Raw genomic sequence first — 22052 nt, 5'->3', positions numbered from 1 at the left:
CGCAGCTGAGTAGCCCCGTAAGGGCCGGAGTCGGAGGACGGCCGGTTACAACTTCGGTTCCACGCGCGCGAGCCTTCTCAGCACCCCCGGCGCCACCCGCGAAAGCACCCGCATCCCCCGCGCCTCCGCCGTCACCGGTACCACCGCGCGGTTGTGTTCCACCGCCTCCAGGATTGCCGAAGCAACCTTCTCCGGCGGGTAGTTGCGCATCCCGTACAGCTTCGCCGAGCGCTGCTGCCGGCGACGCTGCTCCTCCTCGTCGACCCCGGTGAAGCGGGCCGTCGACGTGATGTTGGTGTTGATGAAGCCGGGGCAGATCGCCGTCACCCCGATGCGCCGGGAGGCCAGTTCGGCGCGCAGGCACTCGGACAGCATCAGGACCGCCGCCTTGGAGGTGCTGTAGGCCGGCAGGGCGCGGGAGGGCTGGTAGGCCGCCGCCGAGGCGACGTTGACGATGTGGCCGCCCTGGGCGCGGTCCGCCATCCGGGCTCCGAAGAGGCGGCAACCGTGGATCACACCCCAGAGGTTGACGTCCAGGACCCGCTGCCAGTCCTGCGTCGTCGTCGTGAAGAAGGAGCCCGACAGGCCGATGCCCGCGTTGTTGACCAGCACGTCCAGGACGCCGTACTCGCGGTGGACCTTCTCCGCGAGCTTCTCCATGGCCTGCTCGTCGGAGACGTCCGCCGTCTCCGCCCACGCGTCCGCCGCGCCGACCAGCCGGGACAGCTCGGCGGTGCGGGCGGCGGCCTCCGCGTCCCGGTCCACCGCCACCACCCGCGCGCCCGCCTCCGCGAACGCGAACGCCGTCGCCCGACCGATGCCGCTGCCCGCGCCGGTGACCAGGACCAGCTGGCCGCCGAACCGCTGGGCATGGCGGTCGGCGGGCTTCGGCTCCGACTCCGGGCCGTCCTCGACCGACCGTACGAACTCCTCGATCCAAGCCGCCACCTGGTCCGGCCGGGTGCGCGGGATCCAGTGCTTGTCGGGCAGGGTGCGCCGGGTGAGCCGGGGCACCCAGCGCTCCAGGTCGTCGTAGAGCCGCTCGGAGAGGAAGGCGTCGCCGAGGGGCGTGATGAGCTGCACGGGCGCGTGCGCGTACGCGTCCTCGCGCGGGCGGCGCAGCCGGGCCCGTACGTTGTCGCGGTACAGCCAGGCGCCGTGTGCCGCGTCGGAGGGCAGGGAGGCCGTCGGGTAGTCGCCCGGAGGGAGCTTCTCGGCCCGCTGCAGGATCCCCGGCCAGGCCTTGCCGAGCGGGCCGCGCCAGGCCAGTTCGGGCAGGGCGGGGGTGTGCAGCAGGTACACGTACCAGGACTTGGCGCCCTGGCCGAGCAGCTGGCCCACCCGGCGGGGGGTCGGGCGCCGCACGCGCGCCTTGATCCAGTGCCCGAAGTGGTCCAGGGACGGCCCGGACATCGACGTGAAGGAGGCGATACGGCCCTCTGTGCGTCCCACCGTGGCGAACTCCCAGGACTGCACCGAGCCCCAGTCGTGGCCGACGAGGTGCACCGGGCGGTCCGGGCTGACCGCGTCGACCACCGCCAGGAAGTCGTCCGTGAGCTTGGCGAGGGTGAAGCCGCCGCGCAGGGGCTTCGGGGCCGTGGAGCGGCCGTGGCCGCGGACGTCGTACAGGACGACGTGGAAGCGGCCGGCGAGCCGGGTCGCGACCTCGGACCAGACCTCCTTGCTGTCCGGGTAGCCGTGGACCAGGACGACCGTCGGGTCCGCCGGGTCGCCCAGCTCCGCCACGCACAGGTCGACGCCGCCCGTGTGTACCCGGCGCTCGCGCGCGCCTTCCAGTGCCGTCACTTGTCCTCCGCCCAGCGCCGCACGTGCGGCAGATCGTCGTCCAGCCAGAAGGCGCTCTGCTCGGGGTCCCGGGAGTCGGTGACCACGAGGATCTCCTCGAACTTGGCGCCCGTGCCCCGGAAACCGAGGTGCGGTTCGACCGCCCACAGGCCCGGCCGCGGCGGGTGGTCGGAGAAGCGGTACGGCGACCACAGGGGCGACCAGCCCTCGCGGTGGCCGTGCAGCGCGTCGGCCGCCAGGCCCTTCAGGGACTGGGTGCCGAATCCGAAGAGGTGCGGTGACCAGCGGCGCTGCCGCACCCGGTCCACCTTGTGGGCGATCACCCCGAAGGGATACGCGCGGTGCCGGTTGGCGTAGCCCTGGCGGACCATCAGGCGGTCCACGTCCTCGTAGATCTCGCGCAGCGGGCGCCGCTCGCGCACCTCGCGCAGGATCAGCTCCCGGTGCGCCTCCAGGTCGGCCATCAGCCGGTCCTGCACGGGGTTGGGCCCGAGGGAGCCCGAGTAGCCGATGTCGGCCGTACAGCCCTCGTACACCGGGGCCAGGTCCAGGATGAAGGGCATCCCGGGCTCCAGCCGGCGGTCGGTCGGGAAGAACTGCAGCGGTATCCGGAAGCCGGTGAACGCCGTGCGGTCGCCGAACCAGGCGAAGGGGAGGTGGAACCAGTCCCGCACGCCCCGTGCGCGCAGCCATTCGCGCTGCATCCGGGCCGCCTCACGCTCGGTGATCCCCGGCTCCAGCCGGGCGGCGACCGCCTCCGCGCACTCGTACGCGAGCCGCTGCACCCGCCGGAAACCCTCGAGCTCCGTGGCGCGTTCTTCCTTCGAAGCCACTGCCGTCGTCATCCGCCCCGTCCCGTCCCCGTCTCCGTCGACTGCGGTACGTGCCCGTAACTTGACACCGATGAATGTGACAGTTGTTAGAGGCGGCGTCAATAGGCGGGGAAAGGCCTGTGGATAACTCTGCGTAGCTCTCAAGCAGGGGATCCCCTAGGGCCCCGTAATACTCGAGGCTGACGTCAAGACGGCTCCAAGGTCTGACGACCCGGGTGGCGGGGGTCACTACCTTCTATGGCGTGACTGTGATCGCGACCGAAAGCCTGAGCAAGCGGTTCCCCCGGGTGACCGCGCTCGACCGGCTGTCCGTGGACATCGGACCCGGTGTGACCGGACTCGTCGGAGCCAACGGCGCCGGCAAGTCCACCCTGATCAAGATCCTGCTGGGTCTGTCCCCCGCGACCGAGGGCAGCGCCGAAGTGCTCGGCCTCGACGTCGCGACCAAGGGCGCCGCCATCCGCGAGCGCGTGGGCTACATGCCGGAGCACGACTGCCTGCCGCCCGACGTCTCGGCCACCGAGTTCGTCGTGCACATGGCCCGCATGTCCGGCCTGCCGCCCGCCGCCGCGCGTGAGCGCACCGCCGACACGCTGCGCCACGTCGGGCTCTACGAGGAGCGGTACCGCCCCATCGGCGGCTACTCGACCGGCATGAAGCAGCGCGTGAAGCTCGCCCAGGCCCTGGTGCACGACCCGCAGCTGGTCTTCCTGGACGAGCCGACCAACGGCCTCGACCCGGTCGGCCGCGACGAGATGCTCGGCCTGATCCGCCGGATCCACACCGACTTCGGCATCTCGGTCCTGGTCACCTCGCACCTGCTCGGCGAACTGGAACGCACCTGCGACCACGTGGTCGTCGTCGACGGCGGCAAGCTGCTGCGCTCCAGCTCCACCACCGACTTCACGCAGTCCACGACCACCCTCGCCATCGAGGTCACCGACAGCGACGAGCACCCGGACGGCACCCGCGCGGTGCGCGACGCGCTCCACGCGCACGGGGTGGAGACGGACAACGAGGGCGGCGGCCTCCCCGGCGCCGGCCACATCCTGCTGCTCACCGCCCAGGGCGAGGAGACGTACGACCTGGTCCGCGACGTCGTCGCCGACCTCGGCCTCGGCCTGGTGCGCATGGAGCAGCGCCGGCACCACATCTCCGAGGTCTTCACCAACGACGACGAGCAGCGGAAGGAGGCGACCGTCCATGGCGGTTGACCAGCCCATCGCGGGACCGGGCGACCAGTCCCGCATCCACGACATCGGCTACCGCGGCTACGACGGCCCCCGCCTGGGCCGCGCCTACGCCCGCCTGTCCCTCTACTCGCAGACCCTGCGCGGCTCCTACGGCCTCGGCCGCTCGGTGAAGTCCAAGGTGCTGCCGATGCTGCTGTTCGCGGTGATGTGCGTGCCCGCGGCCATCATGGTCGCCGTCGCCGTCGCCACCAAGGCGCACGACCTGCCGGTGTCCTACACGCGGTACGCGATCATCATGCAGGCCGTCATCAGCCTGTACGTCGCCTCGCAGGCACCCCAGGCCGTCTCCCGCGACCTGCGCTTCAAGACCATCCCGCTGTACTTCTCGCGGCCCATCGAGACCGCCGACTACGTCCAGGCCAAGTTCGCCGCCCTGGCCTCCGCCCTGTTCATCCTGACCGGCGCCCCGCTGGCCGTGCTGTACGTGGGCGCCCTGCTCGCCAAGATGGACTTCGCCCACCAGAGCAAGGGGTTCGGTCAGGGACTGGTATCGGTGGCCCTGCTCTCCCTTCTCCTCGCCGGTATCGGCCTGGTCATCGCGTCGGTCACCCCGCGCCGCGGCTTCGGCATCGCCGCCGTGATCGCCGTACTGACCATCTCCTACGGCGCGGTCTCCACCCTCCAGGCCATCGCCGACTCCCAGGGCAGCACCGGGGCCATCCCGTGGATCGGCCTGTTCTCGCCGGTCACCCTGATCGGCGGCCTGAGCACCGCCCTGCTCGGCGGCACCAACACCTTCCCGGGCGGCGACGGACCCTCCCACGCCCAAGGCGCGGTGTACCTGCTCGTCGTCCTCGGCCTCATCGCCGCGAGTTACGGCCTTCTGCTGCGCCGCTACAAGAAGGTGGGACTGTGACCACGCTCTCCATCGACCACGTCTCCCGCTGGTTCGGCAACGTGGTCGCCGTCAACGACGTCACCATGACCATCGGCCCCGGCGTCACCGGCCTCCTCGGCCCCAACGGCGCCGGCAAGTCCACCCTCATCAACATGATGGGCGGCTTCCTCGCCCCCTCCACCGGCACGGTCACCCTCGACGGGCAGCCGACCTGGCGCAACGAGGCCATCTACAAGCACATCGGCATCGTCCCCGAGCGCGAGGCGATGTACGACTTCCTCACCGGGCGCGAGTTCGTCGTCGCCAACGCCGAGTTGCACGGCCTCGGCGCCAAGGCCGCCCAGAAGGCGCTCGCCACGGTCGAGATGGAGTACGCCCAGAACCGCAGGATCCAGACGTACTCCAAGGGCATGCGCCAGCGCGTGAAGATGGCGTCCGCCCTGGTCCACGACCCGTCCCTGCTCCTGCTCGACGAGCCCTTCAACGGCATGGACCCGCGCCAGCGCATGCAGCTCATGGAACTGCTGCGGCGGATGGGCGACGAGGGCCGCACGGTCCTCTTCTCCTCCCACATCCTCGAAGAGGTCGAGCAACTCGCCTGGCACATCGAGGTCGTGGTCGCCGGACGGCACGCGGCCAGCGGCGACTTCCGCAAGATCCGCCGCCTGATGACCGACCGCCCGCACCGCTACCTGGTCCGCTCCAGCGACGACCGCGCCCTCGCGGCCGCCCTGATCGCCGACCCCTCCACCTCGGGGATCGAGGTCGACCTCGCCGAGGGCGCGTTGCGCATCCAGGCCGTCGACTTCGGCCGCTTCACCGCCCTGCTGCCCAAGGTCGCCCGCGACCACGGCATCCGGCTGCTCACGGTCTCGCCGTCCGACGAGTCCCTCGAATCCGTGTTCTCGTATCTGGTCGCGGCGTAGGAGGCCGAAGATGTACGACCCCACAGTCGCCCGGCTCACCTACCGGGCCCTGCTCGGCCGCCGTCGGGCCCTCATCCTGGGCGCCCTGCCGCTGCTGCTCATCGCGATCTCCGTCGTCGTCCGCGGCCTCGCGGGCGCCGACGACCAGACGGCCGCCGACCTGCTCGGCGGCCTCGGGCTCGCCACGATGGTGCCGATCATCGGCGTCATCGCCGGCACCGGCGCGATCGGCCCGGAGATCGACGACGGCTCGGTGGTGTACCTGCTGTCCAAGCCGATCAAACGGCCGACGATCATCTTCACCAAGCTGATCGTGGCGATCGCCGTGACGATGGTGTTCTCCGCCCTGCCGACGCTCGTCGCGGGCTTCATCCTCAACGGCAACGGCCAGCAGATCGCCATCGCCTACACGGTCGCCGCGCTGGTCGCCTCCATCGCCTACGCCGCGCTCTTCCTGCTGCTCGGCACGGTGTCGCGGCACGCGGTGGTCTTCGGGCTCGTCTACGCCCTGGTCTGGGAGGCCCTGTTCGGCTCCCTGGTCCCCGGGGCGCGGACGCTGAGCGTGCAGCAGTGGTCCCTGGCGGTCGCCCACAAGGTGACCGGCGGCGACCTGGTCACGTCCGACGTGTCCCTGACGACGGGCACGGTGCTGCTGGTCGCGGTGACCGTCCTGGCCACCTGGTACGCCGGCCAGAAGCTGCGTTCGCTGACGCTGGCGGGCGAGGAGTAGACGCCCGCTTTACTGACGGGGGCTTCACCTGGGTCCGGGCACACTGGGCAAAGGGGATGTTCCGTGGAGAGGAACGGGGATGGCCGAGGGTTTCGCGGACGCCGACTGGGACGGTGTCGCGCTGGACGAGGAGTTCATACTCTCCGCGGAGACGTCCGAGCCGTCCGCGCGGGCGCGGATGCTGGCGGCTCGCTGGAAGGCCGAGAGTCCCGAGCCGCAGCCGTGGCGGTCGGACGAGCCGCCGGCGGGGTGGTTCTTCAGCAAGGGCCGGCGGCGTTGGTGGCGCCGGTAGGTGGTTCTTCGGCTGCGGGTGCGTGGGGGGCTGGTCGCGCAGTTCCCCGCGCCTCTAAAAGGGGCGCTTCAGCGGGCTCTTTTAATCAGTGGCACCCAACTCGGCTCACAGGCACAGTTGTTGTGTCACCCCATGAGCCGGGAGAGGAGCCGGACGATGTCCATGCACGACAGTACGTCCCGCTCCCGTCAGGGCAGCCGTCGGCGGATCGCCGTGTAGCTGCCCGGGGCGGCCGCTTCGAGCACGCGACGTCGCTCTCGCGTGGGCCGCCCACCCGGAGGATTGGCCGAGTGGTAAGGCACTGGCTTGCTAAGCCATGGTCGGGCCTGGAAAGCCCGCGCACGTTCGATCCGTGCATCCTCCGCAAGACGTTCAAGACGCCCCGGCCGTAGCGCCCCGTCAAGGGTGCGGGGAACTGCGCGACCAGCCCCCACGCACCCGCGGGCAAACGACGGGCCTCAGCCCAGCAGACGCTCCACGACCACCGCGATCCCGTCCTCCTCGTTGGAGGACGTCACCTCGTCGGCCACCGCCTTCAGCTCTTCATGAGCATTGGCCATGGCCACCCCCCGAGCCGCCCAGGCGAACATCGGGATGTCGTTCGGCATGTCGCCGAAGGCGATCGTGTCGGCGGACTTGAGGCCCAGCCGACGCGCGGCCAGGGAGAGACCCGTCGCCTTCGACAGCCCCAGGGGCAGCAGCTCCACGATGCCCTCGCCCGCCATCGCCACCGTGACGAAGCCCCCGGCCGCCTGCCGGGCCGCTTCCGCGAGCTCGTCGTCGGACAGCTCCGGGTGCTGTATGTAGATCTTGTTCAGCGGGGCCGCCCAGAGGTCGGCGACGTCCGTGAAGGGGGTCGACGGGAGATGCCCCGACACCGCGTACCCCGGCCCCACCAGCACGTCGCCGTCGAGGCCGTCACGGCTCGCCGCGAGGCGCAGCGGGCCGACCTCGGCCTCGATCTTCGCGAGGGCGATCGCGGCGAGCTGCCGGTCCAGCGTCACGGAGGTGAGCAGGCGGTGCGCCCCGGCGTCGTACACCTGCGCGCCCTGGCCGCACACGGCGAGGCCGTCGTAGCCGAGGTCGTCGAGGATGTGCCGGGTCCAGGGGACCGCGCGGCCGGTGACGACGATGTGCGCGGCGCCCGCCGCGGTGGCCGCGGCGAGCGCTTCACGGGTGCGCGGGGAGATCGACTCGTCGGAGCGCAGCAGCGTCCCGTCGAGGTCGGTGGCGATGAGCCCGTAGGGGAAGCTCACCGGGACACCGGCTCCAGGACCTCCCGGCCGCCCAGGTACGGGCGCAGCACCTCGGGCACGCGCACCGAGCCGTCGGCCAGCTGGTGGTTCTCCAGGATCGCCACGATCGTGCGCGGTACGGCGCACAGCGTGCCGTTGAGCGTCGAGAGCGGCTGCACCTTCTTGCCGTCCCGCATCCGGACCGAGAGCCGGCGGGCCTGGAAGCTGTCGCAGTTGGAGGCCGACGTCAGCTCGCGGTACTTGCCCTGGGTCGGGATCCACGCCTCGCAGTCGTACTTGCGGGACGCCGACGAGCCGAGGTCGCCCGAGGCCACGTCGATGACCTGGAAGGGCAGCTGAAGGCCGGTCAGCCACTGCTTCTCCCAGTCCAGGAGCCGCTTGTGCTCGTTCTCCGCGTCCTCGGGCGCGACGTAGGAGAACATCTCGACCTTGTCGAACTGGTGCACCCGGAAGATGCCGCGGGTGTCCTTGCCGTAGGTCCCCGCCTCGCGGCGGAAGCAGGGCGAGAAGCCCGCGTAGCGCAGCGGCAGCTGGTCCGCGTCGAGGATCTCGTCCATGTGGTAGGCGGCGAGCGGGACCTCGGAGGTGCCGACCAGGTAGTAGTCGTCCTTGTCCAGGTGGTACACGTTCTCCGCGGCCTGGCCGAGGAAGCCGGTGCCCTCCATGGCGCGCGGGCGGACCAGCGCGGGGGTCAGCATCGGGATGAACCCGGCCTCGGTGGCCTGCGCGATCGCCGCGTTGACCAGCGCCAGCTCCAGGAGCGCGCCGACGCCTGTCAGGTAGTAGAAGCGCGAGCCGGACACCTTGGCGCCGCGCTCGACGTCGATGGCGCCCAGCGCCTCGCCGAGCTCCAGGTGGTCCTTGGGCTCGAAACCCTCGGCGCCGAAGTCGCGGATGGTGCCGTGCGTCTCCAGGACGACGAAGTCCTCCTCACCGCCGACCGGGACGTCGGGGTGCACGAGGTTGCCGAGCTGCAGCGCGAGGCGCTTGGTCTCCTCGTCGGCCTCGTGCTGCTCGGCGTCGGCGACCTTGACGTCGGCGGCGAGCTGGCCGGCCTTCTTCAGCAGCTCGGCCTTCTCGTCGCCGGCGGCCTTGGGAATGAGCTTGCCGAGCGACTTCTGCTCGTTGCGCAGCTCGTCGAAGCGGACGCCGGAGGACCTGCGCCGCTCGTCGGCAGAGAGGAGGGCGTCGACGAGCGCGACGTCCTCTCCACGGGCGCGCTGGGACGCGCGCACACGGTCGGGGTCCTCACGGAGCAGGCGAAGGTCAATCACGCAGCCAAGGCTACCGGTGCGGGGTTGCCCCCCACGAATCACTATTCACACGTGTTCCGAATCGCGGCTTACGTTCCGTTATGGGGGAATTGCCGAGCGTGTCAATAAAAAGTGTCTCACTCCCCGGGACGGGGCAATGCCGGGGCTCGCGGTTGACTGGATTCCCTTGTGGAGGGCGGGACTTGGAGGTGCGGTTGTCCACAGGAATCCACGCCCTCCCGAGAGTTATCCACAGGGTGTGTGGATGGGGTGTGGACTTCGGAATTGATCACTCCGCGATCAGCGCCTGAAGAGAGGAATTCCCGGATCAAACCGGGACAACACCCTCTTTCGAGTGGAAAGGCATCGCTCCAAAAGATGAACCATGGGAAACGAGTGGACGAAGGGTGATGTGGGCGAGCGGGGTCGCGCCGACGGCCCGTAGGGCGATTTGTCGACAGACTCATGCGTCGCTGTCGACTTGTCCCCAGGTCGAGATGCGTGCCTGTGGATAACCCCTGTGGATAACGAAGATATGAGGGTGTGACCGGTTAGAAGCGGCCGTCCTGGCAGCGCGCCACCCAGTCCGAGGCGGCGACGAACTCCTCGTCCGACGTCCCCGGCAGCGTGGGCCCCACGGTCTCGCCCGGCCTGACGTCCGCCCGCGGGTAGGAGCCCAGGAACCGCACCTGGCGGCAGATCCGCTTCAGCCCCATCAGGGCCTCCGCCACCCGCCGGTCGGAGATGTGACCCTCGGCGTCGATGCAGAAGCAGTAGTTGCCGATGCCGGCGCCGGTCGGCCGGGACTGCAGGAGCATGAGGTTGATGCCCCGGGTGGCGAACTCGCCGAGCAGGTCGCGCAGCCCGCCGGGGTGGTCGTCGTTCTGCCAGAGCACGACCGAGGTCTTGTCCGCGCCGGTCGGGGCCGCGGGCCGGGCCGGACGGCCGACCAGGACGAACCGGGTCTGCGCGTTCTCCGCGTCGTGGATCCCGGTCTCCAGGGCCTCCAGGCCGTACCGCTCGGCCGCGAACTCGCCCGCGAAGGCCGCGTCGTAACGGCCCTCCTGGACCAGCCGGGCACCGTCCGCGTTCGAGGCGGCGGACTCCCAGACGGCCTCCGGGAGGTGGGCCCGCAGCCAGTTGCGGACCTGCGGCTGGGCGACCGGGTGGGCGGTCACCGTCTTGATCTCGGAGAGCTTGGTGCCGGGGCGGACCAGCAGCGCGAAGGTGATCGACAGCAGCACCTCGCGGTAGATCATCAGCGGCCGGCCCGCGACCAGCTCGTCGAGGGTCGTGGTGACCCCGCCCTCGACGGAGTTCTCGATCGGCACGAACGCGGCCTCGGCCTCGCCGTTGCGTACGGCGTCCAGCGCGGACTGCACGGAGACGTACGGGATGAGCTCCCGGGTGGCGGCCTCCGGAAGCGTGCGCAGGGCGACTTCGGTGAAGGTGCCTTCGGGACCGAGATACGCATAGCTCGCTGGCATGTCCCTCACCCTAATGGGCGCAGGGGGACGCGGCTCCCTTGTCTCATCGGATCCACTCGACCGGGTGGTTTGAACCCCGGAAACGCACCAATAGTGATCAGAAACCACTGTGGTAACCGGAGATCGCCCGGCCATCGCCGGATATCACCCGATTGTCGGCCCTCTCTCAGCCCTCCAGGAGCCGCTGCCCCACGTACTCCCCGGAGGCCGCGCCGCCCGGCACCGCGAACAGGCCGCTTGCCTCGTGGCGGATGTACTCGGACAGTGCGTCGCCGCGGTCCAGCTTCCGCTGCAGCGGCACGAACCCGCGCAGCGGATCCGCCTGCCAGCAGACGAAGAGCAGCCCCGCGTCCGGCGTCCCGTCCGCGTCGATGCCGTCGTGGTACGAGAACGGGCGCCGCAGGATGGCCGAGCCCCCGTTCTGGTCGGGCCGGGTGATCCGGGCGTGGGCGTTGACCGGGACGACGTACTCCCCGTCCGCCCTGGCCTTCTCCAAGTCCATCGCCGTCGTCTCGGTGCCCCCGGTCAGCGGTGCCCCGTTCGACTTCTTCCGCCCGATCACGTTCTCCTGGGCCGTGAGCGACAGCTTCTCCCAGTCGTCGAGGAGCATGCGGATCCGGCGTACGACGGCGTAGGAGCCGTTCGCCATCCACGCCGGGTCGCTGGACCCGGTCGACGGCACGAAGATCCGCCGGTCGAAGTCCGAGTCCGTCGGCTTCGGGTTGCGCGTGCCGTCCAGCTGGCCCATGAGGTTGCGGGCCGTCATGGGGTGCGCGGTGGCACCCGGGGTGCGGTTGAAGCCGTTCATCTGCCAGCGGACCTTCGCCGCGCTGCCCGCGTCCTTCTGGATCGCGCGCAGGGCGTGGAAGGCGACCAGGGCGTCGTCGGCGCCGATCTGCACCCACAGGTCGCCGTTGCTGCGCGACCTGTCGAGGTGGTCGGAGGAGAAGTCGGGCAGCGGGTCCAGCGCGGACGGCCGCTGCTTCTCCAGGCCGGTACGGCTGAAGAAGCTGTTGCCGAAGCCGAAGGTGAGCGTCAGTGAGGAGGGGCCCGCGTCCCGGGCCACGTCCGTGTCGTCCTGCGTCATCGGCTCGCCCGCCATCAGCCGCTGGGCCGTCGTCGACCAGCGGCGCAGCAGCGCGGCGGCCTCGGTGCGCCCCGCGCCCGCCGCCAGGTCGAAGGCGACGAGATGGCCGCGCGCCTGGAGGCCCTCGGTGATGCCCGGCTGATGTTTCCCGTGAAACATCGCCCGGTCGGAGCCGACCGAGCTGAGCGGGGTGGCCTGGGCGGGGGCGGCCGCGTAGCCGACGCCCGTGCCCGCCGCGCCGAGCACGAGCCCGGTGGCCCCGGCGGTGCCGAGCAGCGCGCGCCGGCTGACGCCCCCCGCCGGGGGAGCCTCGGCGGCGGGGGTACGGGCCTCGTGGACGGACTGGGACTGTTCGGGCATGGTGCGGTTCAGCCGATCTGCGCGTTCTTGGAGACGGTCACCTGGTCGATGTCGGAGGTCCGGACGGTGACGGAGACCTTCCAGTCGCCGGCGATGGGGATCTGCACGCCGTTGGCCGCCCAGTGCCCGGTGGTGACGTGGTCGGGGTTCACGGGAAGCGGGCCGAGCTTCTTGGCGTCGAGGGTGAAGGCGACCTTCACCTCGGGGATGTCGAACGCGCGGCCGTTGGGACGCTGGACGTAGACGTGCATCTCGTTGCTGCCCACGGTCGCGGGGTCCAGGTCGACGCGGACGACGCCCTTGCCGTCCTTGCCGCCGGTGTCGAAGGACATGTCGAGGGTCAGCGCGCCCGAGGACGAGCTCGACGACGCGGAGGAGGACGTCGCGGCGGTGGCCGCCTTGGCGTCCTGCTCGGTACGGCCCGGCTCGGTCTGCGTCAGGACGGTGGTGACCGCGAGCAGGGCGACGGCGACCCCGGCCTCGGCGAGCACCGAGCGGCGCAGGCCGAAGCGGTGCGGGTCGGCGTCCCGGAGGCGCTTCTGCCGGGCGGTGTCCATGGCGGACTGCTGCCGGGCGAGCTGGGCGGCCCGCTCGGGGTCGTCGTCGGCGGACCCGGCCTTGCCGGAGCCGCCGGACGCGGCAGAGACACCGGTGCCGGACCCGGCGGCCTTGACGTAGGCCTCCTTCGTGGCGACCGACGCCTTGACCGTCTCCTTCGTCCCCTCCGACGACTCGGTCTCCTCCGGCTCCTCGGTCTCCTCCGGCTCCTCGGTCTCCTTCTCCTGTGCCGTCTCTTCCTCGTCGGTGGCCCGCGTCCCCCCGGCAGTCGCGAGCCGCCCCGTCCACCGGCGCGAGATGGAGGCGATGCCGACGAGCAGCGCCACGAGCCCGATCTTGACCAGCAGCAGCTCGCCGTACGCCGTGTCGGTGAACGCCGACCAGGAGCCGAGCTGGCGCCAGGACTGGTAGATGCCGGTGGCGACCAGCGCGAGCACCGACCCGAAGGCGACGCGGGAGAAGCGTTGTACGGCGGCGGACTCGACCGGCGCTTCGGCGGGTGCCCGGTAGAGGGCGACCAGCAGGGCGGTGAGGCCGCCAAGCCAGGCGGCGACGGCGAGCAGGTGGATGACGTCGACCGGCATCGCGATGCCCGGCTGGAGCCCGGTGGAGGCGTGCTCGGCCATGGCCCAGCTCGCCGCGAGCCCGGCGGCCACGACGGTGCCGCCGATGGCGAGCCCGAACGTCAGGTCGCGCTTCTCCTCTTCCTCGCGCTTGTCGTAGGCGCCGAAGAGGACGGCGATGAAGAGGGCGGCCGCCGCGAGCAGCAGCAGCCGGGAGACCAGGGCCGCGCCGGTCTTGGTCTGCAGGACCTGGCCGAGGAGGTTCAGGTCGAAGATGTCGCCGACGCTGCCGGAGGTCGTGTAGGAGCCGCGCAGGAGCAGCAGCCAGAGGGTCGCGGCGGTGAGCGTCAGCCAGCCGCCGACGACCAGGCGCTGCATGGCCCGTACACCGGAGCCGCGCTGCCAGCAGGCGAGGACGAAGGCGGCGCCGCCGACGAGCACGATGTACCCGGCGTACGACATGTACCGCCCGAAGCCGTAGAGCCAGCCGACGACCCCGCCGCCCGCCTCCTGGTCCCCGACCGAGGCGACGGTCTTGGAGGGCGCCCCGACGGAGAAGGTGAAGGCGCCCGCGACGGGGTGGCTGTCCGCCGAGACGACCTGCCAGGCGACGGTGTACGTGCCCTTGCCCAGCCCGCTCTTGAGCTGCACGCCGTACGTCGTCCCGCTCAGGTTGTCCGGCTTGGCCAGGTCGACCCGCTTGCCCTGGGGGTCCAGGACCCGGATCGAGTTGTCGTTCATGGACACGTTCTCGGAGAACGTGAGCGAGACCTGGTCGGGTGCCTTGGTGACCACCACCCCCTGAGAGGGGTCGCTGCCGGTCAGCGCGGCGTGCGCCGAGGCCGGCCCGGCGCCGGCCAGCAGCGCGCCGGTGACGGCGAGGAACAGCAGCACCAGGGTGCGCAGGCGGGGGGTGATGGTCCGCATCAAGGTCGGTCCTCCCTCAGTGTCCGGTCGACGGGTTGTACGTGGCGGACTTCACCGGCATCTCGACGGTGAGCGGACCGGATTCGGCGAACTTGAGTTTCAGGGTGATCGTGTCGCCCTGCTCCGGGCGGTGCTTCAGCTTCTCGAACATCAGATGGTTGCCCCCACTTTTGAACACGAGTTGACCGTGTGCGGGCACCTTGAAGGAGGTGACCTCCTCCATGGCCCCGCCGTTGGTCTCGTGCATGGTGATCTCGCCGGCGGAGGCGCTGGTGACGGAGGTCAGCTCGTCCTGCGTGCCGCCCTTGTTGGTGATCGTCAGGAATCCGGCGGCCATGTCGGCGGAGACCGGCTGCGGCATGTAGGAGGCGCCGACGGACAACTCGGCCGCCGAGGAGCCCGAGCCCGAGCCGCCGCAGCCCGCGAGGGCGGCCAGCGCCCCCGCGATCGCTATCCCGGTCAGGGCGGAGCGCCTGAGGGGTTTCACGGGTTCTCCCCCTTGATCAGCTTGGGGAGGTCCTTGGTGTAGTCGTCGACGGTGGCGTCCTCGCCGTAGAGGACGTATCCGCCGTCGGTCTTCGGCGAGAACGCGATGACCTGGGTGCCGTGCACCGAGACGACCTTGCCGGTCTTCTTGTCCTTGTGGGTCGGCTCGATGGCGATGCCGAGGGTGCGGGCGCCGGCCTGGATGGTGGCGAAGTCGCCGGTCAGCCCGACGAAGCTCGGGTCGATGCCCTTGAGCCACTTGCCGAGTTCGGAGGGGGTGTCGCGGGCCGGGTCGGTGGTGACGAACACGACCCGCAGCTTCGCCTGGTCGGCCTTGGACAGCGACTTCTTGGCGACCGCGAGGTTGTTCATGGTCAGCGGGCAGACGTCGGGGCAGTGCGTGTAGCCGAAGTAGACCAGCGTCGGCCTGCCCTTGGTCTCCGCGCGCAGGTCGTACTTCTCGCCCTTGGTGTCGGTGAGCACCAGGTCCGGCTTCCCGAACGGCGTGTCCAGGATGGTCGCGGCCTTGTTCGAGGTGTCCTCGCCGACCACCGTGACGGGTGACGTGGAGTCGTCGCCGCTGCCGCAGGCGGAGAGGGTCAGGGTGGCGGCGGCGAGCAGCGCGGCCGCGGCGAACGTCTTCTTGCGCATACGAAAATGTCCCAGATGTGAGAGATCCGGCACGCACCGGGGGGCCGAACGACAGCTGTCCGACAGCTGCGAGAACTGCTGCGACAGCTACCGCGACAGCCGTTGCGACGGTCGCTACGACAGCGTCGCACGACCCCCTGTGCGCGTTACGGACGCGGAACTCAGGCCTCGGTACCGGTGGTGGTCCGGCGGCGGCCGGCGAGGACGCCGTAGGCGACCCCGGCCGCGCCGACGACGATGCCGACGACACCGAGGACGCGGGCGGTGGTGTCACTGCCGCCCGTGGAGCCGGAGTCGTCGGATGCGGTGGTCTCGGTCTTGGCGGAGGTCTCCTCGGCGGTGCCCTCGGCCGCGGCGGACCCGTGGTGGTCGCCCGTGGCGGCGGAGAGCGCGAGGACCGGGGCCGGGTTCTCCGGCTCGTCCTGGCCCTCCTGCTGGACCTCGATCCAGCGGACGACCTCCTTGTTGGAGTACGTCTGGACGGCCTTGAAGACCAGTTCGTCGGTGTTCTCGGGCAGGGCGCCCACGGAGAGCGGGAACTTCTGGAAGTAGCCCGGCTCGATGCCCTTGTCCTCGGCGGTCCAGGTGACCTTGGTGACCGCCTGGTCGATCTTCTCGCCGTGCATCTCCAGCGGCTTGGCCAGCTTGGACTTGGTGACGTCGATCTTCCAGCCGGCCATCGGCTGCGGCATCACGGACGCGATCGGGTGGTCCGCGGGGAAGCTGACCTCGACCTTGGTGGTCGAGGCGTCGTCGCGCTCGTTGGGGACCTTGAAGTCGATGACCGCGTAACCGCCCTTGGCGGCGGTGCCCTCGGGCTGCACGCTGACGTGCGCGAACGCGGGCGAGGTGACGGCCAGCACGGCCGTACCCGTGACGGCGGCGACGGCGGCGATACGAGAGGCCTTCATGGCGGAAGCCTTCATGGCAGGGAGCACTCCACTCCGAGTGAGTTCTGTCGTTAAGGGGGCGTGCGGAAAACGCACGCGCGCGTGCCGCACGACGGCGGCCGGCCCCTCCGGATCCGGGCAGACCCCGGGGAGTGCTCTGGTCGCGTCGTGTCAGGCGGCGAGAACGAGTACGGCGGCGGCCGCGGGCGGCCCGCGCCGGATCACCGAGTGCTGGAGCGCGACCGTGCGCGGGGCGGACGGTATGTCCCAGGCGCTGCGGCGGTCACGCGCGGGTGCCTCGGGTACGGCCATGAGCCCGGCGCACAGGGCGCGCGTCAGCGCGAGCGCACCGCGCAGGGAACGGATCAGCGCCCCCTCGGCGACCCCGTGCGCCGAATCGGCCGACAACCGGATCAGCCGCAGCAGCGCCAGGTCGCCCCGGCGCAGCAGCCACCCGGCCACGACGGCCGCGAGCACGTGTCCGAGCAGCATGGGCACGGACGGCAGCAGCGAGCCGGAGGCCCCGGCGGCGTCCGCGGCATGGGCCGCCCCGCTCGTGCCGGTGGCCGGAACCGAGGTGCTGAGATGCGCGTCCGTGAGGATCCTGTACGCGTGGGCGGGACTGATCTGCGCCGCCCCTGCCCCGCACACCAGCCGTGCGGCCCGCTCCACCAGCGAGGCGTCGCTCAGGGACACCGACGACATCGACGGCATGGATGCCATGGACGACGCGGACATCGAGCCGCCGGACATCGCGGAACCACCGTGCTGACCGAGGCCGAACAGCGTGTGGAGGACGGTCTGCACGACCGCGAGCAGCGCCACGATCCCGGGCAGCGAGCGGGCCCGGCCGGTCAGCGGGACGACGAGTGCCAGGGTGCCCAGGAAGCCCGCGCCGAGCGTCCACAGCGGAACGGTCGCGCAGGAGGCCAGGGTGTGCCCCGCCGCGGCCAGCAGCACGCAGAGCGCGGCGAACACCGCGGCCCGCAGGAGCCGCAGTCCGCTTCCGGTGCGCGCCGCGCGCGGGTGGGGGGCAGTCATGGCGGGCTCATCATCGCACTGGACCCGCACCCGCTTTACGTCAGGTCCGGAAGATTCCGTTACGCCCGGAGGGATTCCGTTGCGCCCGTGAGCGGTGTTCGCCGGAAAGAATCGAAAGATCATCCTTGTGACGAACCACCCGCTCATACACCGAAACCTCCACCCGCGCATCCCCCGGATGGGCGTTCTCACATGAACGGAGTGCTTACACCCGCGCACGGGTGGCAATAGGTATCGGTATGTCGAGCCGCGGCCGGGAGGCTGGAGCATGAGCATCTGGTGGTCACTCCATCTGCGGCGTGAGGCCGCGAGCGTGCCGCTCGCCCGACGGCTGCTGATCGGCACGATGGAGACGGCGGGCGTCGACCCCGACATCTCCTACGACCTCTCCGTCGCCCTCAGCGAGGCCTGTGCGAACGCCGTCGAGCACGGCGGGGCCGGCCGTCCCTCGGAGGCGTACCGGGTCACCGCCTACCTGGACGGCGAGAAGTGCCGTATCGAGGTGGCCGATTCGGGGCCGGGGCTCGCTCCCGGGTTCGCCCGTACCCAGGACCTCAGGCCCGCCCGTCCCGACGCCGAGAACGGGAGAGGCCTCTGTCTCATCAGAGAACTCGCGGATCACGTCCACATCGGCAACAAGCCGGGCCGCGGCGGCACCGTGGTCAGCTTCGACAAGATCCTCAAGTGGAAGAAAGATCCTTCCCTGCTTTCGGCATGACTCTCGCTCCGGCATAACACCCGCGCTAGGGTGCGCGCATGATTCTCAGAAAGATTAAAGAAAGCCTGCTCATCCCCGGTGTGATATTGCGTCCCATTGCCGTCGGCGACGCGAAAGCGCTGTGTGCCGCATACGTCGGCAACCGACGTCATCTCGAACCCTGGGAACCGGTCAGACCCGAGTCCTTCTTCACCGTCGAGGGTCAGACCGAGCGCATCGAAGGCCTGGTGGGACAGGCTGCCGACGGCCTCGTGGCGCCCTGGCTCATGGAGTCGGCCGAGGACGGCCGGATCGTCGGGGCGATCACTCTTTCCGGGATTTCCCTCGGCCCTTTCTGCAGTTCCTACGTCGGCTATTGGGTGGCCGGTGATCAGCAGGGCCGAGGTCTGGCCACCGCGGCCCTGGAGCGGGTCTGCGAGATCGCCCGGGACGTGGTGGGACTTCACCGGATCGAGGCGTCCACCCTGATCGAGAACACGACCTCCCAACGGGTGCTGAAGAAATGCGGGTTCGAGACGATCGGGGATGCCCCGCAGTATCTGCACATCGATGGAGAATGGCGGGACAGCCGGCTGTTCCAGCGGGTCCTGCACGACCGCGTCCCGGCGCTGTGACCAGTGGCTTCCCGACTGGTTCAGCTTCCTGGGCGTTCACAGGTCGTTGCCAGCTCCCGCCCATGCCCCTGACAAACGACGTTCATAGCTTCGTCGGCCATGACGGGAAACCACAAAAACACGTCGATCACCCGCCGCCGTGCCCTCGCGGTCTCCGGCGGCACGGTGGCGGCCGGCGGCCTCGCGGTCGCCGGCTTCCAGTCGGCCTTCGCCGACACGACCGACAGCACCGACGCGGACGCCACGGCCTCCGCCGCCTCCACCAGCAGTGAGTGCATGACGCTGATGACCAGCGTCACGGAGGGCCCGTACTACCTCGATGGTGCCTTGGTGCGCAAGGACATCACCGAGGGCAAGGCCGGCGTTCCGCTGACCCTGCGCCTGACCGTCGTCGACGCCACCGACGGCTGCACCCCGGTCAAGGGCGCCGCGGTCGAGATCTGGCACTGCGACGCCTGGGGCTACTACTCCGGCTACACCACCGCCAACCCCGGCGGCTCCGCCCCCGCGGAGAGCGAGGAGGGCGACTCCGCCGACGACCAGACCTACCTGCGCGGTTACCAGATCGCCAACGCCAACGGGGTCGTCAAGTTCGAGACGATCTTCCCGGGCTGGTACACCCCGCGCACCTGCCACATCCACGTGAAGGTGCACACGGGCGGCGAGAAGGAGGACGGCACCTACGAGGGCGGCAAGGTCAACTACACGGGCCAGCTCTTCTTCGACGACGACATCGCCGAGGAGATCTTCACGCTCGAGCCCTACTCGAAGCACAGCGGCAGCTACACCGTCCTCGCCGACGACATGGTGTACGACGGCGGCGGCGCCTCCAGCGGTCTGCTGACCCTGAAGGCCGTGCACAAGAAGGACCCCTCGAAGGGCTACAAGGGCTCGCTGACCCTGGGCATCGACCCGGACGCCGAGAGCACCGGCGCCGGCAGCGGTGGCGGCGGCACCCCGCCGAGCGACGCGCCGACGGGCACGCCGCCGAGCGACGCCCCCAGCGACAGCGCCTCCCCTTCGGCCTCCGCCTCCTCATAAGGTAAGGGACATGACAAGCCGCGAGGACGACGCGCTGGCGCAGGCCGCCGTGGCCGCGCTCACCGGTCAGCTGGCCCTGGCCCCCAAGCCGGGCCTGCCCGACCCGCGTGACCTGGACGCCCGCAGCAAGCGCCGGGAGCACGACAGTCTGCGCTGGTCGGCCAGGGCACTGGCGCCCGGCCTCGCGGCGATGGCCGCCTCCGCCCGCCGTACCGGCGAAGCCACTCCGGTGCTGCGGGCGGAGCTCGGTGCGATCGGCCGGTGCACCGAGCACTCGGTCGGCCTGGCCGGCGGCGGCCACAAGGGCGCCCTGTGGGCCCTCGGCTTCCTGGTCGCCGCGGCCGCCCTCGACCCCCGCGCCAAGGCCCGCGAGATGGCCATGAACGCCCGGAAGATCGCCGCGTTCAACGACAAGGGCGCTCCCAAGCGTCCCTCCCGGGGCTCGTCGATCTCCGCGAAGTACGGCGCGGCCGGCGCCCGGGGCGAGGCCAGGGCCGGATTCCCGCACGTACGCAGGGCACTGGACGCGCTGGCGACGGCCCGCAAGGCGGGCGCCACCGAGAACCAGGCCCGCCTGGACGCTTTACTGACGGTGATGTCCACCCTCCAGGACACCGAACTCCTCTACACCGCGGGCCCGTTCGGCCTGCGCCAGGTCCAGTCGGGAGCCCGAGCGGTACTGGACGCGGGCGGCACGGCGACGGAGCCGGGCGCGCAGGCTCTGCGAGCCCTCGACGCGGACCTGCACGAAAAGGGCTGGAGCCCGAGGGGCAGCGCGGGCCTCCTGGCCGGAGCGTTGTTTCTGGATGGGCTGTCTGCAGCGCCCCTTTAGGGGCGCGGGGCTGTATTCGATTTGCGGCTGCCGCCGCGCGGGCGCGAGCAACCACACGAAACCCGCAGAGCGCAACGATGGCCGGGCACCCACCCAGGTACCCGGCCATGTCACATCCGTCAGCCCTTCAGCGAAGCCATCCAGCTCTCGACCTCGTCGGAACGGCGCGGCAGCCCCGCGCTGAGGTTCCGGTTCCCGTCGGCCGTCACCAGGATGTCGTCCTCGATCCGCACCCCGATCCCCCGGTACTCCTCCGGCACGGTCAGATCGTCGGCCTGGAAGTACAGCCCCGGCTCGACGGTGAGCACCATCCCCGCCTCCAGGACGCCCTCCACATACGTCTCGGTCCGCGCGGCAGCACAGTCGTGGACGTCGAGCCCGAGCATGTGCCCGGTGCCGTGCAGCGTCCACCGGCGCTGCAGCCCCAGCTCCAGCACCCGCTCGACCGGCCCCTCCACGAGCCCCCACTCGACGAGCCGCTCGGCCAGCACCCGCTGCGCGGCATCGTGGAAGTCGCGGTACTTGGCGCCCGGCTGCACGGCCGCGATGCCGGCCTCCTGGGAGTCGTACACGGCGTCGTAGATCTTCTTCTGGATCTCGCTGTACGTGCCGTCGATCGGCAGCGTGCGCGTGACGTCGGCGGTGTACAGACTGTGCGTCTCGACGCCCGCGTCCAGCAGGAGCAGGTCGCCCGAGCGGACCGGGCCGTCGTTGCGGACCCAGTGCAGCGTGCAGGCGTGCGGGCCGGCCGCGCAGATGGAGCCGTAGCCGATGTCGTTGCCCTCCACGCGTGCGCGGAGGAAGAACGTGCCCTCGATGTAGCGCTCGCTCGTGGCCTCGGCCTTGTCGAGGACCTTCACGACGTCCTCGAAGCCGCGGGCCGTGGAGTCGACGGCCTTCTGCAGCTCGCCGACCTCCCACTCGTCCTTGACCAGCCGCGCCTCGGAGAGGAAGACCCGCAGCTCCTCGTCGCGCTCGGCGGTGACCTTGTCGGTCAGCGCGGCCTGGATGCCGGCGTCGTACCCGCGGACGACCCGTACCGGGCCGGTGGCCTCGCGCAGCTGGTCGGCCAGCTCGCGCACGTCGGCGGCGGGGATGCCGTAGAGCGCCTCGGACTCGGTCAGCGAGTGGCGGCGGCCCACCCACAGCTCGCCCTGCCCGGAGAGCCAGAACTCGCCGTTCTCGCGGTCGGAGCGGGGCAGCAGGTAGACGGTGGCCACGTGGCCGTCGTCCTTCGGCTCCAGGACGAGTACGCCGTCCTCGGTCTGGTTGCCGGTCAGGTAGACGTACTCGACGGACGCCCGGAACGGGTAGTCCGTGTCGTTCGACCTGGTCTTCAGGTTGCCGGCCGGGATCACCAGGCGCTCGCCCGGGAAGCGGGCGGACAGCTCGGCGCGGCGGCGGGCGGTGTGCCCGGCCTGCTCGATGGGCTTGAGATCGCGCAGTTCCGTATCGGCCCAGCCGGACTTCATACTCTCGGCGAGCTCGTCGGACACGCCCGGGTACAGGCCGTTCTTGCGCTGCTTGATCGGCTCTTCGCTCTCTTCCGGGGTCTCCGGGAGCTCGTCGGCCACGTTCATCCTCCTCGACACTGCTGTGGATCCCGTCCA

At 70.7% G+C, this 22052-nt stretch carries 21 protein-coding genes and 1 tRNA gene; 10 read left to right on the top strand and 12 right to left on the bottom strand.

Annotation, left to right across the window (positions count from 1 at the left end; all coding sequences use genetic code 11):
* Positions 1 to 45 precede the first annotated feature (45 nt).
* Together ACGF5O_RS17565 and ACGF5O_RS17560 are read right to left on the bottom strand one after the other, a co-directional pair.
* Positions 46 to 1806, bottom strand: coding sequence for an SDR family oxidoreductase (locus ACGF5O_RS17565; protein WP_393810766.1), 1761 nt, complete (start codon positions 1804 to 1806; stop codon positions 46 to 48).
* The gene (locus ACGF5O_RS17560; RefSeq protein WP_393810765.1) at positions 1803 to 2651 is read right to left on the bottom strand and encodes a M24 family metallopeptidase; all 849 of its coding nucleotides are present in this window, start codon (positions 2649 to 2651) and stop codon (positions 1803 to 1805) included. Before ACGF5O_RS17560 ends, ACGF5O_RS17565 begins: the two co-directional genes overlap by 4 nt.
* A gap of 236 nt (positions 2652 to 2887) precedes the next feature.
* Between ACGF5O_RS17560 and ACGF5O_RS17555 the strand changes: the two genes are divergently transcribed.
* The 6 genes from ACGF5O_RS17555 (at position 2888) to ACGF5O_RS17530 (ending at position 7042) form a co-directional block, all read left to right on the top strand.
* Positions 2888 to 3853 carry an ABC transporter ATP-binding protein gene (locus ACGF5O_RS17555; RefSeq protein ID WP_393811083.1) on the top strand — a complete coding sequence of 322 codons (966 nt, stop codon included), beginning with the start codon at positions 2888 to 2890 and terminating at the stop codon, positions 3851 to 3853.
* On the top strand, positions 3843 to 4748 hold the full coding sequence (locus ACGF5O_RS17550; protein ID WP_393810764.1) for an ABC transporter permease: 906 nt from the start codon (positions 3843 to 3845) through the stop codon (positions 4746 to 4748). The genes ACGF5O_RS17555 and ACGF5O_RS17550 overlap by 11 nt, the downstream gene beginning before the upstream one ends.
* Positions 4745 to 5656 carry an ABC transporter ATP-binding protein gene (locus ACGF5O_RS17545; RefSeq protein WP_393810763.1) on the top strand — a complete coding sequence of 304 codons (912 nt, stop codon included), beginning with the start codon at positions 4745 to 4747 and terminating at the stop codon, positions 5654 to 5656. The genes ACGF5O_RS17550 and ACGF5O_RS17545 overlap by 4 nt, the downstream gene beginning before the upstream one ends.
* Before the next feature lie 10 nt (positions 5657 to 5666).
* Positions 5667 to 6386 (top strand): ABC transporter permease subunit, encoded by a 720-nt coding sequence (locus ACGF5O_RS17540; protein ID WP_393810762.1) that lies wholly within the window; start codon positions 5667 to 5669, stop codon positions 6384 to 6386.
* Between the two features lie 79 nt (positions 6387 to 6465).
* Positions 6466 to 6678: a hypothetical protein gene (locus tag ACGF5O_RS17535; protein ID WP_393810761.1), complete on the top strand. Its 213-nt coding sequence runs from the start codon at positions 6466 to 6468 to the stop codon at positions 6676 to 6678.
* Between the two features lie 276 nt (positions 6679 to 6954).
* Positions 6955 to 7042: transfer RNA gene (locus ACGF5O_RS17530), tRNA-Ser, on the top strand.
* Between the two features lie 94 nt (positions 7043 to 7136).
* Here the strand turns inward: ACGF5O_RS17530 and ACGF5O_RS17525 are convergent.
* The 9 genes from ACGF5O_RS17525 to ACGF5O_RS17485 form a co-directional block, all read right to left on the bottom strand.
* Positions 7137 to 7934, bottom strand: coding sequence for an HAD family hydrolase (locus ACGF5O_RS17525; protein ID WP_393810760.1), 798 nt, complete (start codon positions 7932 to 7934; stop codon positions 7137 to 7139).
* Positions 7931 to 9208: a serine--tRNA ligase gene (gene serS / locus ACGF5O_RS17520; RefSeq protein WP_393810759.1), complete on the bottom strand. Its 1278-nt coding sequence runs from the start codon at positions 9206 to 9208 to the stop codon at positions 7931 to 7933. The genes ACGF5O_RS17525 and serS overlap by 4 nt, the downstream gene beginning before the upstream one ends.
* A gap of 530 nt (positions 9209 to 9738) precedes the next feature.
* On the bottom strand, positions 9739 to 10674 hold the full coding sequence (pheA, locus tag ACGF5O_RS17515) for a prephenate dehydratase (protein ID WP_393810758.1): 936 nt from the start codon (positions 10672 to 10674) through the stop codon (positions 9739 to 9741).
* A 166-nt stretch (positions 10675 to 10840) separates the two neighbouring features.
* Positions 10841 to 12121 carry an iron uptake transporter deferrochelatase/peroxidase subunit gene (gene efeB / locus ACGF5O_RS17510; RefSeq protein WP_393810757.1) on the bottom strand — a complete coding sequence of 427 codons (1281 nt, stop codon included), beginning with the start codon at positions 12119 to 12121 and terminating at the stop codon, positions 10841 to 10843.
* An 8-nt stretch (positions 12122 to 12129) separates the two neighbouring features.
* Positions 12130 to 14172, bottom strand: a complete 2043-nt coding sequence (locus ACGF5O_RS17505) for a copper resistance CopC/CopD family protein (protein ID WP_393810756.1) — start codon at positions 14170 to 14172, stop codon at positions 12130 to 12132.
* 13 nt (positions 14173 to 14185) lie between these two features.
* Entirely contained in the window at positions 14186 to 14656 is a 471-nt protein-coding gene (locus ACGF5O_RS17500; RefSeq protein ID WP_393810755.1) for a copper chaperone PCu(A)C, read from the bottom strand.
* A complete protein-coding gene (locus ACGF5O_RS17495) occupies positions 14653 to 15306 on the bottom strand; it encodes an SCO family protein (protein WP_393810754.1) in 654 nt (217 codons plus the stop codon). The genes ACGF5O_RS17500 and ACGF5O_RS17495 overlap by 4 nt, the downstream gene beginning before the upstream one ends.
* A gap of 161 nt (positions 15307 to 15467) precedes the next feature.
* Positions 15468 to 16217, bottom strand: a complete 750-nt coding sequence (locus ACGF5O_RS17490; RefSeq protein WP_393810753.1) for a YcnI family protein — start codon at positions 16215 to 16217, stop codon at positions 15468 to 15470.
* Between the two features lie 150 nt (positions 16218 to 16367).
* Positions 16368 to 17237: a hypothetical protein gene (locus tag ACGF5O_RS17485; protein ID WP_393810752.1), complete on the bottom strand. Its 870-nt coding sequence runs from the start codon at positions 17235 to 17237 to the stop codon at positions 16368 to 16370.
* A gap of 268 nt (positions 17238 to 17505) precedes the next feature.
* On the opposite strand from ACGF5O_RS17485, the gene ACGF5O_RS17480 reads away from it, so the two are divergent.
* The 4 genes from ACGF5O_RS17480 (at position 17506) to ACGF5O_RS17465 (ending at position 20442) form a co-directional block, all read left to right on the top strand.
* Positions 17506 to 17955, top strand: a complete 450-nt coding sequence (locus ACGF5O_RS17480; RefSeq protein WP_393810751.1) for an ATP-binding protein — start codon at positions 17506 to 17508, stop codon at positions 17953 to 17955.
* Positions 17956 to 17993: 38 nt separating this feature from the next.
* Positions 17994 to 18569 (top strand): GNAT family protein, encoded by a 576-nt coding sequence (locus ACGF5O_RS17475; protein ID WP_362580762.1) that lies wholly within the window; start codon positions 17994 to 17996, stop codon positions 18567 to 18569.
* A gap of 99 nt (positions 18570 to 18668) precedes the next feature.
* Positions 18669 to 19610 carry an intradiol ring-cleavage dioxygenase gene (locus ACGF5O_RS17470; protein ID WP_393810750.1) on the top strand — a complete coding sequence of 314 codons (942 nt, stop codon included), beginning with the start codon at positions 18669 to 18671 and terminating at the stop codon, positions 19608 to 19610.
* A 10-nt stretch (positions 19611 to 19620) separates the two neighbouring features.
* Positions 19621 to 20442, top strand: coding sequence for a triphosphoribosyl-dephospho-CoA synthase (locus ACGF5O_RS17465; protein WP_393810749.1), 822 nt, complete (start codon positions 19621 to 19623; stop codon positions 20440 to 20442).
* Between the two features lie 119 nt (positions 20443 to 20561).
* Here ACGF5O_RS17465 and ACGF5O_RS17460 read toward each other — a convergent pair whose 3' ends face one another.
* The gene (locus ACGF5O_RS17460; RefSeq protein WP_393810748.1) at positions 20562 to 22022 is read right to left on the bottom strand and encodes an aminopeptidase P family protein; all 1461 of its coding nucleotides are present in this window, start codon (positions 22020 to 22022) and stop codon (positions 20562 to 20564) included.
* Positions 22023 to 22052 lie beyond the last annotated feature (30 nt).

Source organism: Streptomyces sp. NPDC048291 (genome assembly GCF_043201715.1).
Taxonomy (GTDB): Bacteria; Actinomycetota; Actinomycetes; order Streptomycetales; family Streptomycetaceae; genus Streptomyces.
Note: the sequence above shows the minus strand (reverse complement) of the source record. Positions and strands in the feature narration are given on the sequence as shown.

Bases quoted from the DNA above. Each gene is read 5' to 3' on its own strand.
- ACGF5O_RS17560 (WP_393810765.1), bottom strand. From the start codon at position 2,651: ATGACGACGGCAGTGGCTTCGAAGGAAGAACGCGCCACGGAGCTCGAG.
- ACGF5O_RS17550 (WP_393810764.1), top strand. From the start codon at position 3,843: ATGGCGGTTGACCAGCCCATCGCGGGACCGGGCGACCAGTCCCGCATC.
- ACGF5O_RS17540 (WP_393810762.1), top strand. From the start codon at position 5,667: ATGTACGACCCCACAGTCGCCCGGCTCACCTACCGGGCCCTGCTCGGC.
- ACGF5O_RS17535 (WP_393810761.1), top strand. From the start codon at position 6,466: ATGGCCGAGGGTTTCGCGGACGCCGACTGGGACGGTGTCGCGCTGGAC.
- pheA (WP_393810758.1), bottom strand. From the start codon at position 10,674: ATGCCAGCGAGCTATGCGTATCTCGGTCCCGAAGGCACCTTCACCGAA.
- efeB (WP_393810757.1), bottom strand. From the start codon at position 12,121: ATGCCCGAACAGTCCCAGTCCGTCCACGAGGCCCGTACCCCCGCCGCC.
- ACGF5O_RS17495 (WP_393810754.1), bottom strand. From the start codon at position 15,306: ATGCGCAAGAAGACGTTCGCCGCGGCCGCGCTGCTCGCCGCCGCCACC.
- ACGF5O_RS17490 (WP_393810753.1), bottom strand. From the start codon at position 16,217: ATGAAGGCCTCTCGTATCGCCGCCGTCGCCGCCGTCACGGGTACGGCC.
- ACGF5O_RS17485 (WP_393810752.1), bottom strand. From the start codon at position 17,237: ATGACTGCCCCCCACCCGCGCGCGGCGCGCACCGGAAGCGGACTGCGG.
- ACGF5O_RS17480 (WP_393810751.1), top strand. From the start codon at position 17,506: ATGAGCATCTGGTGGTCACTCCATCTGCGGCGTGAGGCCGCGAGCGTG.
- ACGF5O_RS17475 (WP_362580762.1), top strand. From the start codon at position 17,994: ATGATTCTCAGAAAGATTAAAGAAAGCCTGCTCATCCCCGGTGTGATA.
- ACGF5O_RS17470 (WP_393810750.1), top strand. From the start codon at position 18,669: ATGACGGGAAACCACAAAAACACGTCGATCACCCGCCGCCGTGCCCTC.
- ACGF5O_RS17465 (WP_393810749.1), top strand. From the start codon at position 19,621: ATGACAAGCCGCGAGGACGACGCGCTGGCGCAGGCCGCCGTGGCCGCG.
- ACGF5O_RS17460 (WP_393810748.1), bottom strand. From the start codon at position 22,022: ATGAACGTGGCCGACGAGCTCCCGGAGACCCCGGAAGAGAGCGAAGAG.